At 49.0% G+C, this 18,104-nt stretch carries 6 protein-coding genes; 1 reads left to right on the top strand and 5 read right to left on the bottom strand.

From position 1 onward, the window contains the following. From KBW69_RS22380 to KBW69_RS22370, 3 genes are all read right to left on the bottom strand, one after another. On the bottom strand, nt 1-720 hold a 720-nt coding region (locus KBW69_RS22380; protein WP_257282348.1), incomplete at its 3' end, for a hypothetical protein. A 175-nt stretch (nt 721-895) separates the two neighbouring features. Further along, nucleotides 896-5,818 (bottom strand): hypothetical protein, encoded by a 4,923-nt coding sequence (locus tag KBW69_RS22375; protein ID WP_257282347.1) that lies wholly within the window; start codon nt 5,816-5,818, stop codon nt 896-898. A 267-nt stretch (nt 5,819-6,085) separates the two neighbouring features. After that, nucleotides 6,086-11,020 carry an HD domain-containing protein gene (locus tag KBW69_RS22370; RefSeq protein ID WP_257282346.1) on the bottom strand — a complete coding sequence of 1,645 codons (4,935 nt, stop codon included), beginning with the start codon at nt 11,018-11,020 and terminating at the stop codon, nt 6,086-6,088. Nucleotides 11,021-11,218: 198 nt separating this feature from the next. On the opposite strand from KBW69_RS22370, the gene KBW69_RS22365 reads away from it, so the two are divergent. Further along, on the top strand, nt 11,219-11,503 hold the full coding sequence (locus tag KBW69_RS22365; RefSeq protein WP_257253716.1) for a hypothetical protein: 285 nt from the start codon (nt 11,219-11,221) through the stop codon (nt 11,501-11,503). Nucleotides 11,504-11,617: 114 nt separating this feature from the next. On the opposite strand, the gene KBW69_RS22360 is transcribed toward KBW69_RS22365, so the two are convergent. Both KBW69_RS22360 and KBW69_RS22355 read right to left on the bottom strand, forming a co-directional pair. Beyond that, nucleotides 11,618-16,525 (bottom strand): HD domain-containing protein, encoded by a 4,908-nt coding sequence (locus KBW69_RS22360; RefSeq protein ID WP_257282345.1) that lies wholly within the window; start codon nt 16,523-16,525, stop codon nt 11,618-11,620. Between the two features lie 53 nt (nt 16,526-16,578). Next, nucleotides 16,579-18,078 carry a pentapeptide repeat-containing protein gene (locus tag KBW69_RS22355; protein ID WP_257282344.1) on the bottom strand — a complete coding sequence of 500 codons (1,500 nt, stop codon included), beginning with the start codon at nt 18,076-18,078 and terminating at the stop codon, nt 16,579-16,581. Between the last annotated feature and the right edge of the window lie 26 nt (nt 18,079-18,104).

Here is an 18,104-nt window from a genome sequence, read left to right as displayed (position 1 = left end):
GCCCTCCGGGTTATCCTTGTGGCAAATGGCTTCACCGCATTGCCACGCCAGGGACTGATCCACCCCGAGGTTGCGCAGGTGTTCCCTCAGGTTGTCTGCACTGGCCCGCTCCCACTCCACCGTATCGTCCCCATCGCCTTCACGGCCAGTGTCGTGAAACAGGCAGGTTTTGATCAGCAGGGGTACCATGTGGTCGGGAAATGCCAGCGCCTGAGAATCGCCGTGAAGTTTACGCTGTTGCAAAAGGGCTACTGCCCAGATCGCCGTCCGGCAACTGTGCTGGAGACCATGAACAGGGCGGGCAATGGTTTGGGCATGGGGAGCGATGCTGTTAGGACGATAATGCAGAAAAAGGGCCGTTTTCGCTACCTGAGTGGATTCGATTAACGATTGATCAATGATCGGTAAGTTGGCTGTTTCAGTTTCGGTTGCAGCAAGTTTCCGACGTTTTCCTGCCGGTTCAATGGTCACCGTTTCCAGCCCTGTCTCAATTATTTTCGGGGCAATATCAATGATGGCCGCTTTATGCCCGAGCTTGCGCGTGAAATCACTATTGATCACCTCATCCTGCTTTGCAGAAGCAACCGCCGGGAGCATTACGTCTTCACTTCTACTGACTTCTCTGGCAAAAGCGATGCCTGTCTTATCAATATTTTCAGATGAACTGACGCATCCGGCAAAAAATGCCTGTTCTATTGTTTCAATACGGAGTGAATCCATTTTTCAGCCCTCACTGCTGTCCTTGCTGCGAAGATCTGATTAAGAAAAGCGAATCAGATATAACTTGGACTGTTAATCCAATAGTTAGTTCCATCCATTCTGTGAAGACCGGGCAAAACTATAAGACTCCATAGCTGAGGAATGGCAGGAGGTGTTTAAGGCAGGCCATTCGAACTCAGTAATAGCTGTTGTCTTTGCCCCACTCCCCAAAATATTCCGGGAGCAAGCTGTCCCACTCATCCTCATTTTTTCTATGTTTACTCATGTTAGCGAGATAGATGTCCAGCCAATATTTCTTGTCGTGTTTTTCAGACAACAAATTTAAAAATTCCCTGGTTGTTAAGGGGCTAACGGCAATATTTTGATGACGCAAACAGTGTTTGGCTATGGCTAATTGACTCTTTTCTGAGCATTCTTTCCAGAGTCGATGAAAATATTTTCGGTAGTTTCTAAGGTCAAATTTACAAAGACGAGCTTTGTAATCTTGCATTTTAACCAGAGGCAGGCCATCCGTTTTCAAGGATGAAATTGAGTTGTTTTCCGCACTGTCGCTAGTGACCTCAGGAATGGCCTTCAGGCAATGATCATGCTCATCCGCGCTGTTGGCATTGACGCTAAAGTCTATGTATTGATCATTGGATTCAGGGAAGAGAACAAGGTTAATCACATTTAACATCAACGCCAAAACGGCTTCCCGGGAAAAATCATTGTGTTTGAAGCGATTGAACTCCCAGAATGGTTCAAATAGATCTTCTAACGATCTCTCATAATATCCTTGTATCAGGAAGATGGTTCTGAACTCAAAATACACATCTTTGAGATCTTCGATTGGGCGCTGATAGAATTCCGGATTATTTTCGACAAATTTTATTGCATTGGCAGTACTTTTAAAATTAATGAAGAAAAGCTTACGAATCATAACACGAAGTTGCTCTGGATAAGTTCTTTTAATTTCATCAATATGTTGGGACAGGATATCCCGGCTTAAATCATCCAGCGGAACTGAGCCGTAGCGTAGATAATCACTTTTCCCCATCACCTCCAGCCATTGTTCCAGATTGAATTCATTGTTCTCATTAACACACGACTCACATAGGATTTCGGAAATCTGGCGTGTACTATCAAGTACCAAACCATCCTTACCAGCTGGAGTGTAAAAACGAACATTGTCTAATACCGATGATGAAAACCGATCACCTTCAAAAGAACATTGGGCGAAAAAACAATCGTCAACAATGGCACTGTTTAACAGCTCTGTATTGAATTTACATTCCTGAAATTGAACGGATTGCAGTACTGTCCCCTTCATTGAACAGCCGCTGAAATCAATCTCAATTAAATTACCCACCCCCGCATTCAGCTGCAAACCATCCAGGGAATCCAGCTTGCCCTCCAACAGTTGTGGGTTTTGCTCAAACAGCAGTTGCATGCTCTCTTCACCAGAAAACTCGATGAGACTTTTGATGCCTTTGTGATACTTGCTGTCTTCAGAGATTAACTCCTGGTAGAAGACTGACCAGGATGCCCAAAAAAGCTGTTCCAGTGGACGCCCGTCGGGCCAGTGGCTGAAGCGTTTCTTTAGTGTACCCAACAATTCCCGCTGTCCTTCGAGAGAACTCATCTCAAGTTTGTTCAACTCGTCAAGCAAGGACACAGGATTGGAAAAACGGGTCTGTTGTAACTGACTGCGCTTAATCACACTTTGGTAGTCATTGGTTGACTGCGTAATGATTTTCTCATTACGGGCCGAGGCCTCCAAACCAGAGAATGGCCCCGAATATGCCTTTTCATCTCTATAAATTTGTGCATCCATACGACCGAGTGTTGCAGAAGTCAGGCGCAAAGACAGAGGCCCGCCAGCTCTGTACCTGGAATCATACTCCATCCCCTCCATGACTCGAAAAAATGTGTATTCGGTGTCGCATTTCATCCTTCTTGCCGTATCCTGCGCATCGAAATGAAGCGGCTCAATCCCGATCTGATTACGTCGTTCAAAGGAACTCAGGGCAGCTTCATTTTTCAGGCTGATCACAATCTGTCCATTGTTCCGTTGCCGCCCTGGACAAAAGTTTAAACTGTGCCCGAGGCAGAATTTATTGGCGGGGTTTGTCGAAATGCCATGGGGCAGCCCCGGGCGGTAATGCACCAGACGTCCCGCACGGATACGAGTATGAGTTTCCCAATTCAGTTTTTCGTCACTGTGGTTCAGCAACTCTTTGAGAAAGGCTTTTTTGCGGGTGTTTACTGGCGTATTGATATTCGCTGCCACGTCAAGAGTCATATCACCAAGGCAGCCGTGGTACTCGGCCAGGGCTTCCAGCCATTGCTCCTCCAGGTCGGCGGTATCTGGTCGCTCAGCATCAATGCCCAGTCCTGCCAGTTCCCTGAACAATGCTTCAACCACCGCTTTGCTGTGTCCGGGAAAGGTTAGAGTCAGTTGATTTTCAAAGCTCAGGGCATCAGGCAGGTTCGGAGGAGAAAACAAAATACTGCCGCCTTCACAGACGACCGATTCGAGTTCAACGGCTTTTACCGGTTGGTCGCTCAGGCGTGCAGCCTTCAGTTGTTGCGGACTCAAATAAGTGACGCTCTGGCCTGTCAGTTTGGCAAAACCGTGGCTGAATTCAGCCAGTTGGACTTTCACGTCAACGTCTTGGCCGGTTCTTGAACTGACTCGTGCCGGGAAGCGCGGATCAGGTAGGGGAGTTTTGATGGCTGGCAGTTCTGCAATGGACGGCACGTTGGCGGCTAATGATGCCCGGCACTTGTCTGCAATGTCCTGCAGAATCATCACGGTATGATCAATGGTATGGTGATCCTCTTCGTCCCATCGTGTTTTATCTTTGGCTAACTGCCCGGCCATGCCCTCACAGTCATTGGCCAGGCTTGTCAGGTCACTGCGCCAGTCGCGGTAACGGTCTTTCAGGGCATATTCGGGATCATTCAGGGCAGAGTTGAGATATTTAACCTGGTTGGCCAGACGGTGCAATCCCCGTTCCAGAGCCAGGTTATCAGCCAGTTTATTGCCCGCTTCCCGGGACAGCTTAAAGGTCATCCGGGTGATGGGCTGGTCATTGGCATCCAGTAACTGGCTAATGCCGATCTGCCCGCCCCGGATATCCCGACCTTTAACCGGCAGCCAACCGCCACGGATACCTGCCGCCTCGATCGCCTTGTATTCTGCCATGGATACCCTCTCACCGGCCTCCAGGCTGTTGGGGAAGCGAGTGGTCAGCCAGGCAATGCGATCGTGAATCGTCTGCCGTAACCAGCTGCGGTCACCGGGCAGAAAACCGCTGTGTTCGATCAGGCGGTCCAGTGCCTGCCAGTCAACTTTGCGCAAGATATCTTTCAGGGTGTGGCCCAGCAAGTCATCGTCTAGTTGCGCAAGGATATCGACGCAGGGGTTGTCAATCGGTAACGAGTTCATGGGGGGTGCCTGTGGGTTTCGCAGTTTATTCAGCAGCACCGGCATGGAAGAAAAATCATCCGCTTGCGGGGCAGGCTCTGGTTTCTCAGGACACGGGTAGCGAGTTGCCAGCCCGGCAAAATCCCAGTTGAACATGACCGGTTCTCCTTCCGGGGTCAGTTCAATGCCCTCCCAGACGCTGTTAACCATATTTTCGTTACCGACTATCACATTAATCAGCAACAATCTGGCCCACTGCTCTGAAGACAAAGAGCGCAGCGTTGCCTCTCCGCCTTTGAGCTTACCCTGCCATTGTTCGGGGACAGGACTAACCACATAACAATGACCCTGTTCCTGATGGACAAAACTCTGAGGTACTGTGATGCCCAGCAACCCGGCCAGGTTGGCCATCAGTAGCTGGTTGCGGGCACTGAGTTCACAGCTCGCCGGTTTGATGGAATAAACCTTTTGGTTAACAGGGTCGTTATACAGCCCCGCTGGCCACGTGCTCTGACATTCTTTTATGGCAGTACTCTGCGGGTTCAGTTGTGAAAGAGAGAAGGTCGATTCTGATGGTTCTGTCAGATGTCCGGTGTAAGGCGTAATCAACCCCCGGACAACAGCGGACTGCTCACCGATGGTAAAGAGCTGATAACTGAAGGGCGAAGGATGGTGCTCCCACTGCTTTTTAGTGCTATCACAGAGGCTGGCGGCACTGATGCTGAAGAAATGTTGGCGCTTTGCGGCACTGTCCTGCAATTTAATCGAACAACAGAGGTCACCCTGTCTGGCAATCACCTGGCAGACCTCTTTGGCTAACAAGCGCCAATCTTCCCTCTGGTGATCATTCTGACAGGCAGCAAAACAGTCCAGCCGGTCCATGTAAAATCGATCTCTGACCCGCATCACATCCAGCGTATCCGCATCATGGAGCAGACTGCGCAGGGTCTGTATTTCTTCTGGCAGATGGTGGCAGCCCTCCGGGTTATCCTTGTGGCAAATGGCTTCACCACACTGCCAGGCCAGGGACTGATTGATGCCGAAGTTGCGCAGGTGTTCCCTCAGGTTGTCCGCACTGGCCCGCTCCCACTCCACCGTATCGTCCCCATCGCCTTCACGGCCAGTGTCGTGAAACAGGCAGGCTTTGATCAGCAGGGGTACCATGTGGCCGGGAAATGCCAGCGCCTGAGAATCGCCGTGCAGTTTACGCTGTTGCAACAGGGCTACTGCCCAGATCGCCGCCCGGCAGCTGTGCTGGAGACCGTGAACCTCGCGGGTAATGGTTTCGGCAGGAGGTGAGATGTCTGATGGGCGATAAGGCTGAAGCAAGGCAATTTTCGCTACCTGAGTGGATTCGATCAACGATGGATCAATGACCGGAAAATTAGCTGTTTCTGTGTTCGTTGTTTTCGGACGCATTTTTACCGGTTCAGTGGTCAGCGTTTCCAGTTCCGTGTCAATTATTTTCGGGGCAATATCAGTAACGGCTACCTTATGCCCGGCCTTGCACATGAAATCACTATTGATCGCCTCATCCTGCTTTGCAGAAGCAACCGCCGGGAGCATTACATCTTCACTTCTACTCACTTCTCTGGCAAAAGCGGTGCCTGTCTTATCAATATTGTCAGATGAACTGACGCAAGCGGCGAAACACGTCTGTTCTATTGTTTTAATACGGAGCGAATCCATTTTTTTAACCCTCACTGCTGTCCTTGCTATGACGATCTGATTAAGAAAAGCCAAACCAGATATAACTTGGACTTTTAACCCAATAGTTAGTTCCAACCATTCTGTGAAGACTGGGCAGAATTATAAGATCACCTCCGCAGCTGCCGAATGGCAGGAGGTCTTGGGGTGTGACCAAGAGATAGTTGGCACGGTGGGCATAGGCAGCAATGAACAATAAATTGAAATCACATGGGCAGTGCCACATTGAGGAGGGTAGGCAATTCGAACTCAATAAAATCGGTTGTTTTCGCCCCACTTCCTGCCATAGTCCAGAAGCATGCTGTACCACTCATCCTCATTTTTTGTATGTTTTTTCATGTTAGCGAGATAGATGTCCAGCCAATATTTCTGGTCGTGCTCTTCAGACAACAAATTTGAAAACTCCTTGGTGGTTAAAGGGCTAACGGCAACATTTTGATGACGCAAACAGTGTTTTGCTATGGTTAATTGACTCTTTTCTGAGCATTCTTCCCAGAGTCGATGAAAATATTCCCGGTACTCTTTAAGGTAAAATTCACAAAGACGAGCTTTGTAACGTTGCATTTCAACCAGAGGCAGACCATTTGTTTTCAGGGATGCGATTGAGTTGTTTTGTGTGCTTTCGCGACTGACCTCAGGAATGTCCTTCCAGCAATCGTCATGCTCATCCGCGCTGTTGGCATTGGCGCCAAAGTCTATGTATTTATCATTGGATTCAGGGAAGAGAACAAGGTTAATCACATTTAACATCAACGCCAAAACGGCTTCCCGGGAAAAATGATTGTGTTTGAAGCGATTGAACTCCCAGAATGCTTCAAATAGATTTTCAAACGAACTCTCATAATATCCTTGTTTCAGGAAGATGGTTCTGAACTCAAAATACACATCTTTGAGATCTTCGATTGGGTGCTGATAGAATTCCGGATTATTTTCGACAAATTTTATTGCACTGGCAGTACTTTTAAAATTAATGACGAAAAGCTTACTAATCATAACACGAAGTTGCTCTGGATAAGTTCTTTTAATTTCTTCAATATGTTGGGACAGAATATCCCGGCTTAAATCATCCAGCGGAACTGAGCCGTAGCGTAGATAATCACTTTTCCCCATCACCTCCAGCCATTGTTCCAGATTGAATTCATTGTTCTCATTAACACACGACTCACATAAGATTTCGGAAATCTGGCGTGTACTATCAAGTACCAAACCATCCTTACCAGCTGGAGTGTAAAAACGAACATTGTTTAATACCGATGATGAAAACCGATCACCTTCAAAAGAACATTGGGCGAAAAAACAATCCTTAACAATGGCACTGTTTAACAGCTCTGTATTAAATTTACATGCCTGAAATACAATGGATTGCAGTACTGTCCCTTTCATTGAACAGCCGCTGAAATCAATCCCTTCAATACTATCCACATTCTTCATCTTAAGGTTATCCAGGGAGTCCGGCTTGCCCTCCAACAGTTGTGGGTTTTGCTCAAACAGCAACTGTATTTGCTCTTCGCCACAACAGCTGACGAAAGCTTTGATGCCTCTGTGATACATGCTGTCTCTAGAGATTAGCTCCTGGTAGAAGACTGACCAGGATTCCCGAAAAAGCTGTTCCAGCGGACGCCCGTCGGGCCAGTGGCTAAAACGTTTCTTTAGTGTACCTAACAATTGTCGCTTTCCTTCGAGAGAACTCATCTCAAGTTTGTTCAACTCGTCAAGCAAAGACACAGGTTTGGAAAAACGGGTCTCTTGTGAGCCACTGCGGTCAATCACAGCTTGGTAGTCATAGGTTGAACGCGTAATGATTTTATTATTACGGGCCGAAGCCTCCAAACCAGGGAATGCCCCCGAATATTGCTTTCCATCACTATAAATTTGTGCATCCAGACGGCCAAGTGTTGCAGGAGTCAGGCGCAAAGACATGGGTCCACGAGGTCTGTACCTGGAATCAACCTCCAGCCCCTTCATGATTCGGAAAAATGTGTATTCAGTGTCGCAATTTATCCTGCTTACCGTATCCCCCGCATTGAAATGACGCGGCTCAATACCGATTTGATTACGTCGTTCAAAGGAACTCAGGGCAGCTTCATTTTTCAGGCTGATCACAATCTGTTCATTGTTCCGTCGTTCTTTTTCATAAAAGTCCAGATTGTGCCCGAGGCAGAACTGACGGGCGGGGTTTGCCGAAATGCCATGGGGAAAACCCGGGCGGTAATTTACCCAACGTCCTGCGCGAATACGAGAATGGTTTTTTGAATCCAGTTCTTCGTCACTGAAATTCAGTGACCGCTTGAGAAACGCTTTTTTACGGGTGTTTACCGGGGTATTGATATCCGCTGCCACAGCAAGGTTCATATCACCAAGGCAGCCGTGGTATTCGGCCAGGGCGTTCAGCCATTGCTCCTCCAGGTCATTGTTAGCCGGCCGCTCAGCATCAATACCCAGCTCTGCCAGTTCCCTGAACAATGCTTCAACCACCGCTTTACTGTGTCCGGGAAAGGTTAGAGTCAGTTGATTTTCAAAGCTCAGGGCATCAGGCAGGTTCGGAGGAGAAAACAAAATACTGCCGCCTTCACAGACGACCGATTCGAGTTCAACTGCTTGTACCGGTTGGTCGCTCAGGCGGGCAGCCTCCAGCTGTTCCTGACTCAAATAACTGACACTCTGGCCTGTCAGTTTGGCAAAACCATGGCTGAATTCAGCCAGTTGTATTTTCACATCAACCTTTTCGCCGGTTCTTGAACTGACTCGCGCGGGTAATTCCGGGGCAGGCAGGCGAGTTTTGATGGCTGGCAGTTCTGCAATGGATGGCACGTCGGCGGCCAACGATGCCCGGCACTTTTCAGCAATGTCCTGCAGAACCATCACGGTCTTATCAATGGTATTGTGATGCTTTTCGTCCCATCGTGTTTTATCTTTGGCTAACTGCTCCGCCATGCCCTCACTGTCGTTGGCCAGGCTGGACAGGTCACTGCGCCAGTCGCGGTAACGGTCTTTCAGCGCAGATTCGGGATCATTCAGGGCAAAGTTGGTATATTCAACCCGGCTGGCCAGACGCTGCAATCCCCGATCCAGAGCCAGGTTATCAGCCAGTTTGTTGCCCGCTTTCCGGGATAACTTGAGGGACATTCGGGTAATGGGTTGGCCGTTGGCATCCAGTAACTGGCTAATACCGATCTGCCCGTCCCGGATATCAGGGCCTTTGACCGGCAGCCAGCCGCCACGGATACCCGCCGCCTCAATCGCCTTGTATTCCGCCATGGATACCCTCTCACCGGCCTCCAGACTGTTGGGAAAGACGGTGGTCAGCCAGGCAATACGATCGTGAATGGTCTGCCGTAACCAACTGCGGTCACCGGGCAGGAAACCGCTGTGTTCGATCAGCCGGTCCAGAGCCTGCCAGTCAACCTGCCGCAAGATTTCTTTCAGGGTATGGCCCAGCAAGTCATCCTCCAATTGTGCGAGGATATCGACGCAGGGGTTGTTGATCGGGAACGAGTTCATGGGCGGAGCCTGAGGGTTCCGCAGTTTATTCAAGAGCACCGGCATGGAGGAAAAATCATCCGCTGCGGGGGTGGGCTCTGGTTTCTCAGGACACGGGTAGCGAGTTGCCAGCCCGGCAAAATCCCAGTTGAACATGACCGGCTCCCCTTCCGGAGTCAGCTCAATGCCCTCCCAGGCGCTGTTAACCATATTTTCATTACCGACTATCACATTAATCAGCAATAATCTGGCCCACTGCTCTGAAGACAAAGAGCGCAGCGTTGCCTCCCCGCCTTTGAGCTTGCCCTGCCATTGTTCGGGGACAGGACTGACCACATAAAAATGCCCCTCTTCCTGATGGAAAAAACTCTGAGGTACTTTGATGCCCAGCAACCCGGCGAGGTTGGACATCAATAGTTGGTTGCGAGCACTGAGGTTACAGCTGGTCGGTTTGACGGAATAAACCTGCTGGCTAACAGGGTCGTTATAAAGACCCGCTGGCCAGCTGCTGCTCTGGCATTCTTCCATGGCAGTATTTTGCGGGGTCAGTTTTGCCAGAGAGAAGGTCGATGCCGTTGGTTCTGCCAGCCGTCCGGTATAGGGCGTAATCAACCCCCGGACAACATCGGACTGCTCACCTATGCTAAAGAGCTGATAACTGAACGGCGAAGGATGGTGCTCCCACTGCCTTTTAGTGTTATCACAGAGGCTGGCGGCACTGATTCCGAAGAAATGTTGGCGCTTTGCGGCACTGTCCTGCAACTTAATCGAACACCAGAGGTCACCCTGTCTGGCAATCACCTGGCAGACCTCTTTGGCTAACAAGCGCCAATCTTCCCTCTGGTGATCATTCTGACAGGCAGCAAAACAGTCCAGCCGGTCCATGTAAAAGCGATCTCTGACCCGCATCACATCCAGCGTATCGGCATCATGGAGCAGGCTGCGCAGGGTCTGTATTTCTTCTGGCAGATGCTGGCAGCCCCGGGGATTATCCTTGTGGCAAATGGCTTCACCACACTGCCAGGCCAGAGACTGATCGATGCCGAAGTTGCGCAGGTGTTCCCTCAGGTTGTCCGCACTGGCCCGCTCCCACTCCTCCGTATCGTCCCCATCGCCTTCACGGCCAGTGTCGTGAAACAGGCAGGCTTTGATCAGCAGCGGTACCATGTGGTCGGGAAATGCCAACGCCTGGGGATCACCATGCAGTTTACGCTGTTGTAACAGGGCTACTGCCCAGATCGCCGCCCGGCAGCTGTGCTGGAGACCGTGAACCTCGCGGGCAATGGTTTCGGCAGGAGGTGAGATGTCTGATGGGCGATAAGGCTGAAGCAAGGCAATTTTCGCTACCTGAGTGGATTCGATCAATGATGGATCAATGACCGGAAAATTAGCTGTTTCGGTATCAGCAAGTTTTGGACGCTTGTTTACCGGCTCAATGGTCAGCGTTTCCAGTCCTGCCTCAATTATTTTCGGGGTAATATCAGTGATGGCTACCTTTTGCCCGGCCTTACGCGTGAAATCACTATTAATCGCCTCATCCTGCTTTGCAGAAGCAATAGCAGGGAGCATTGCCTCTTCACTTCTACTCACTTCTCTGGCAAAAGCGATGCCTGTCTTGTCAATATTTTCAGATGAACTGACGCAACCGGCAAAAGACGCCTGTTCTGTTGTTTTACCTACTGTTGTAATACCGAGCGAATCCATTTTTTAGCCCTCACCACTGTCCTTGTCAAAACGATCTGATTGAGAAAAGCCGAATCAGATATGACTTCGACAGTTAACCCAATCATTAGTTCCACCCATTCTGTGAAGACTGGGCAAAACGACAAGATCACCCCGGCGGCCCCCATTCAATATCTGCTATGCTGACTGCTCCTACAACAAATCATAACGGTATGCAGTATGTCACTGGAACATCGTGTAGAGAGACTTGAATCCCATTTTGAATCGCTGGATAACGCTGTACACCGGCTCATCCAGATTACCGGGGAAACACAGAAGATTATGCTGGAAAACCAGCGAGAGAACCGGCTCATGTTCGTTCAGATAGAAAAACGTTTTGACCAGCAAGACCGCAAGATCGAGGCTTACCAGTCTGAGAACCGCAGTCGTTTTGACGAACACGACAAACGGTTTGACAAAATAGAAGACACTCTCACCATCATCGTAAACCACCTTCAGAAATAACTACGCCACCTAACAACAAAATCCAGCGGATTGCGAACCTCCCCCGTTTTAGTGGACACTCAAATCCAACTGAAACGGTGGGCACTGATTTAAAGGATAACAGTGGACTTTGCCTCAGGTTCTGAAATATTCCGGAAACAGCCGGTCCCACTCATTCTGAATTTCTGTATGCTTTTTCATGTTAGCGTTATAGATGTCCCGCCAATTTCCCTCGTCGCGGTCTTTAGACAACAAATTTATAAACTCCGTGGTTGTTGAGGGGCTAACAGCAACATTTTGATGAAGCAAACAGTGTTTGGCTATTTTTAATTGACTCTTTTCTGAGCATTCTTTCCAGAATTGGTCAATACAATCCCGGTAATCTTTAAGGAACATACGACAAAGAGAAGCTTTATAACGCCGCATCTTAACCAGAGGCAGTCCCTCTGTTTCCGGGCGTGGGGTTGAGTGGTTTTGTGTACTTTCGCTACTGACCTCAGGAATGTCCTTCCAGCAGTCGTCATGCTCATCCGCACGGTTGGCATTCATACCAAAGTCTATGTATTTATCATTGGATTCCGGGAATAGAATCAGGTTAATAACATTTAACATCAATGCCAAAACCGCTTCCCGGGAACAATCACCGTTTGCAACTTTATAGAGCGTAAATAATCTTTCAAACGGATCACCACTCATCCCCTTATAATCTCCTTCATTCAGGAAGATGGTTCTGAACTCAAAATACACATCTTTGAGATCTTTGATTTTGCGATCATAGAATTCCGGATTATTCCAGACAAAGCTTATTGCGTTGGCAGTATTTTCAAAATCAATGGAAAAAAATCCACGAATAATCCCACAAAGTTGCTGTGGATAAGTTTTGGTAATTTTTCCAATGTGCCGGGACAGAATATCCCGACTTAAATCATCCAGCCGTGCTGAGTCGTGGAGTAGATAATCACTTTTCTCCATCACCTCCAGCCATTGTTTCAGAATGAACTCATTGCGCTGATTGACACAAGAATTATATAGAATTCGGGAAAGCTGGTGTGTACTTTCATATACCAGGTCATCCTGATCATTTTCAGGATAAAAGCGGGCATTGTCTAATATCGATGATGAAAACCGCTTGCCTTCAAAAGAACATGCGCAGAAAAAGCCATCTTCAACAGTGGCACTGTTTAACCGCTCTGTATCGAATTTACAGTTCTGAAATATAAAGGATTGCAACACGGTACCCTTCATTGAACAGCCGCTGAAATCAATTCCTTTCAAGAAATGGCTACCCCCGTTCAGCTTAAATCCATCCAGGGAATCCAGTTTACCCTCCAACAGTTGTGGGTTTTGCTCAAACAGTAATTGTATGCGCTCTTCACCACAAACCTTGATGAGATTTTTGATGCCCTCGTCAACCATGCTGCCTTTAAAGGTTAACTCATGGTAAAAGACTGACCAGGATTGCGGAAAAAGCTGTTCCAGCGGGCGTCCGTCGGGCCAGTGACTAAAGCGTTGCTTTAGAGTCTGCAACAATTGCCTCTGACTTTCGGGAGAACTCATCTCAAGCAGGTTCAACTCGTCAAGTAAGGACAGAGGATTGGAAAAACGGGTCTCCTGACGCCCTTCGTACTGAATCACACTTCTGTAGTCATCGGTTGACTGCGCAATGATTTTCTCATTACGGGCGAAGGCGTCCAAACCAGGGAATCCCCCCAAAAACTGGCTTTGATCTTTATAAATTTGTGCATCCAGACGGCCGAGTGCAGCGGAAGTCAGGCGCATACACATGACCCCACCATATTTGTGCCTGGAATCAGTCGTCAGCTCCTCCTCCATGACACGGGAGAATGTATATTCAGTGTCGCATTTCATCCTGCGTGCCGAAAAATATCTGGATGGCTGCATCCCGATCTGAGTACGGCGTTCAAAGGAGCTCAGGGTAGCTTCATTTTCGAGGCTATTGACTATAACCTGCTTACTGTTCCGTCGCGCCCCCAGACATAAGTTTATATCGTGCCCGGGGCAGAAATGTCTGGCGGGGTTTGTCGAAATGCCATGGGGAAAACCCGGGCGGTAATGCACCAGACGTCCTGCACGAATACGAGAATTGAATTTCCAATTCAGTTCTTTGTCACTGAGGTTCAGCAAGGGTTTAAGAAACGCTTTTTTACGGGTGTTTACCGGGGTATTGCTATCCGCTGCCACGGCAAGGTTCATATCACCAAGGCAGCCGTGGCAATCGGCCAGGGCGTCCAGCCACTGCTCCTCAAGGTCGTCGGTAGCCGGTCGTTCCCCACCAATGCCCAGCCCTGCCAGTTCCCTGAACAATGCTTCAACCACCATTTTACTGTGTCCCCCAAAGGTGAGGGTCAGTTGATTTTCAAAGCTCAGGCCTTCAGGCAAGTTCGGAGGAAAAAACAGAATACTGCCGCCTTCACAGACGATTGATTCGAGTTCAAGTGCTCTTACCGGTTGAACAGTCAGGCCGGCAGCCTTCAGTTGTTGCGGAATCATATAATTGACGCTCTGGCCTGTCAGTTTGGCAAAACCGTGGCTGAATTCAGCCAGTTGTACTTTCGCTTTAACATCTTTGCCGGTTCTTGAGCTGACTCGTGCGGGTAAGCACGGGGCAGGCAGGGGAGTTTCGATGGTTGGCAGTTTTGCAATGGATGGTACGTCGGCGGCTATCGAAGCCCGGCACTTGTCAGCAATGTCCTGCAGAATCATCACTGTCTTATCAATGGTCTTGTGATCCTTTTTGTCCCATCGTGTTTTATCTCTGGTTAACTGCTTCGCCATGCCCTTACAGTCATTGGCCAGGCTGGTCAGGTCACTGCGCCAGTCGCGGTAACGGTCTTTCAGGGCATGCCTGGGATTATTCAGGGCAAAGTTGGCATAATCAACCCGGCTGGCCAGACGGTGCAACCCCCGTTCCAGAGCCAGGTTATCAGCCAGTTTATTGCCCGCTTCCCGGGACAACTTCAGGGTCATCCGGGTAATGGGTTGGTCATTGGCATCCAGTAACTGGCTAATGCCGATCTGCCCGCCCCGGATATCACGACCTTTGACCGGCAGCCAGCCCCCTCGGATACCCGCCGCCTCAATGGCCTTGTATTCCGCCATGGATACCCTCTCACCGGCCTCCAGACTGTTGGGAAAGATAGTGGTCAGCCAGGCAATACGATCGTGAATGGTCTGCCGTAACCAACTGCGGTCACCGGGCAGAAAACCACTGTGTTCGATCAGTCGGTCCAGTGCCTGCCAGTCAACCTTGCGCAAGATATCTTTCAGGGTATGGCCCAGCAAGTCATCCTCCAATTGTGCGAGGATATCGACGCAGGGGTTGTTGATCGGGAACGAGTTCATGGGCGGAGCCTGAGGGTTCCGCAGTTTATTCAACAGCACCGGCATGGAGGAAAAATCATCCGCTGCGGGGGTGGGCTCTGGTTTCTCGGGACACGGGTAGCGAGTTGCCAGCCCGGCAAAATCCCAGTTGAACATGACCGGTTCCCCTTCCGGAGTCAGTTCAATGCCCTCCCAGGCGCTGTTAACCATACTTTCGTTACCGACTATCACATTAATCAGTAATAATCTGGCCCACTGCTCTGAAGACAAAGAACGCAGCGTCGCCTCCCCACCTTTGAGCTTACCCTGCCATTCTTCGGGAACAGGACTGACCACATAAAAATGACCCTCTTCCTGATGGACAAAACTCTGAGGTACTGTGACACCCAGCAACCCGGCGAGGTTGGCCATCAATAGCTGGTTGCGGGCACTGAGTTCGCAGCTCGCCGGTTTGATGGAATAAACCTGTTGGTTAACGGGGTCGTTGTAAAGACCCGCTGGCCAGGTGCTGCTCTGGCATTCTTTCATGGCAGCACTTTGCGGGTTCAGTTTTGCCAGGGAGAAGGTCGATGCCGATGGTTCTGCCAGCTGTCCGGTATAGGGAGTAATCAACCCCCGGACAACACCGGACTGTTCACTTATAGTAAAGAGCTGATAACTGAAGGGCGAAGGATGATGCTCCCACTGCTTTTTAGTGTTATCACACTGACTGGCACCGATGCTGAAGAAATGTTCGCGCTTTGCGGGACTGTCCTGCAACTTGATCGGGTTCCAGAGGTCACCCTGCCTGGCAATCACCTGGCAGACCTCTTCGGCCAGCAGGCGCCACTCTTCCCTCTGGTGATCATCCTGACAGGCAGCAAAACACTCCAGCCGGTCCATGTAAAAGCATCTTCTGACCCGCATCACATCCAGCGTATCCGCATCATGGAGCAGACTGCGCAGGGTCTGTATTTCTTCTGGCAGGTGCTGGCAGCCCTCCGGGTTATCCTTGTGGCAAATGGCTTCACCACATTGCCATGCCAGAGACTGCTCCATGCCACCATTGCGCAGGTGTTCCCTCAGATTGTCTGCACTGGCCCGCTCCGACTCCACCGTATCGACCCCATCGCCTTCACGGCCAGTGTCGTGGAACAGGCAAGCTTTGATCAGCAGGGGTAGCATGTGGTCCGGAAATGCCAGCGCCCGGGAATCGCCGTGCAGTTTACGCTGTTGCAAAAGGGCTACTGCCCAGATCGCCGTCCGGCAACTGTGCTGAAGACCATGAATGGGGCGGGCAACGGTCTGGGCATGAGGGGCGATACTGTTAGGACGATAATGCAGAAGCAAGGCCGTTTTTGCTACCTGAGTAGATTCGATCAACGATGGATCAATGATCGGCAAATGGGCTATTTCGGTTTCAGCTATTTTCGGACACTTTTTTACCGGCTCAATGGTCAGCGTTTCCAGTCCCGTCCCGATGATTTTCGGGGTAATATCAGTGATGGCTACTTTATGCCCGGCCTTGCGCGTGAAATCACTATTGATTGCCTCATCCTGCTTTGCAGAAGCAACCGCCGGGAGCGTGACCTCTTCACTTCTGCTCACTTCTCTGGCAAAAGCGATGCCTGTCTTATCAATATTTTCAGATGAACTGACGCAACCGGCAAAAATTGCCTGTTCTGTTGTTTCACTGACTGTTTTAATACCGAGCGAATCCATTTTTTTTAGCCCTCACTGCTGTCCTTGCTTTACCGAGCTGAGGTAATTCGAACTCACAAGAACCAATATTTCTTGCCTTTTACGGCCCACTCTCCAATTACTTCCTTAAGCAAGCTGTCACACTCTTTCTGATTTTTTGCATGCTTCATCGCGTTAGCGTGGTAGATGTCCAGCCAATATTCCGCATCCTGGTCTTTAGTCAACAATGCTATAAACTCCCTGGTTGTTTCGGGGCTAACGGCAACATTTTGATGACGCAAACAGTGTTTGGCTATGATTAATTGACTCTTTTCTGAGCATTCTTCCCAGAATTGATGAATATACTTCCGGTACTCTGAAAGGCGATACGCACAAAGACTGGCTTTGCAACGTTTCATTTTAACCAGATACTGGTCATCTGTTTCCGGGCATGAGATTGAGTGACTTTGTGTACTTTCGCTACTGATCTCAGGAATGGCCTTTAAGCAATGGTCATGCTCATCCGCGCTGTTGGCATTGACGCCAAAGTCTATGTATTGATCATTGGATTCAGGGAATAGAACAAGGTTAATAACATTTAACGTCAACGCCAAAACCGCTTCCCGGGAATAATCATTGCGTTTGACACTATTGAGGGGAAATAAGTTTTCAAGTGGACTACCTGTAGTCCCATAATAATCTCCTTCTTTCAGGAAGACGGTTCTGAACTCAAAATACACATCTTTAAGATCTTTGATTTTACGATCATAGAATTCACGATTATTCCAGACAAAATTTATTGCATTGGCAATATTTTCAAAATCAATGGAAAAAAGTCCGAAAATAATTTTACAAAGTTGCTGTGGATAGGTTCTTTTAATTTCTTCAATATGTTGGGACAAAATATCCCGGCTCAAATCATCCAGCGGTGTTGAGCCTAAGCGCAGACAATAACTTCTCCCCATTACCTCCAGCCATTGTTTCAGATTGAACTCATTGTTCTCATTAACACACGACTCATATAGGATTCGGGAAAGTCGGCGTGTATTTTCACATATCAGGTTATCCTCACCACTTTCAGGGCGAAAACGGACATTATCTAATATCGATGATGAAAACCGCTTACCTTCAAAAGAACATCCGCTGAAAATGCCCTTTTCAATAATGGCACTGTTTAACTGTTCTGTATTGAATTTACACTCTTCAAATGAAAAGGATCGCAACACTGTGCCGTTCATTGAGCAGCGGCTGAAATCGATCCCGGTTAATGTACGCTTGATCTCTTCCTTACGCAGGCTCCCTTTCGGCTCTAAACCATTCAGGGAATCCAACTTTCCCTCCAAAAGTCGTGGGTTTTGCTCAAGCAGCAACTGAATACCCTTTTCACCACAGACCTTGATGAGATCTTTGATGTTTCCGTCAACCAGACTGTCTTTAGAGATTAACTGATGGTAGTGGGCTGACCAGGATTTGCGAAAAAGCTGTTCCAGCGGACGCCCATCAGGCCAGTGGCTAAAGCGTTTCTTCAAAACAGACAACAATTGCCGCTGACTTTCGCTAGAGCTGATATCAAGCAGGCTCAACTCGTCAAACAAGGACAGAGGGTTGGAAAAACGAGTCT

The organism is Endozoicomonas sp. ISHI1 (genome assembly GCF_024606225.1).
Taxonomy (GTDB): Bacteria; Pseudomonadota; Gammaproteobacteria; order Pseudomonadales; family Endozoicomonadaceae; genus Endozoicomonas_A.
The sequence above is the reverse complement of the archived record's forward strand: the minus strand, read 5'-3'. Positions and strand labels throughout refer to the sequence as shown.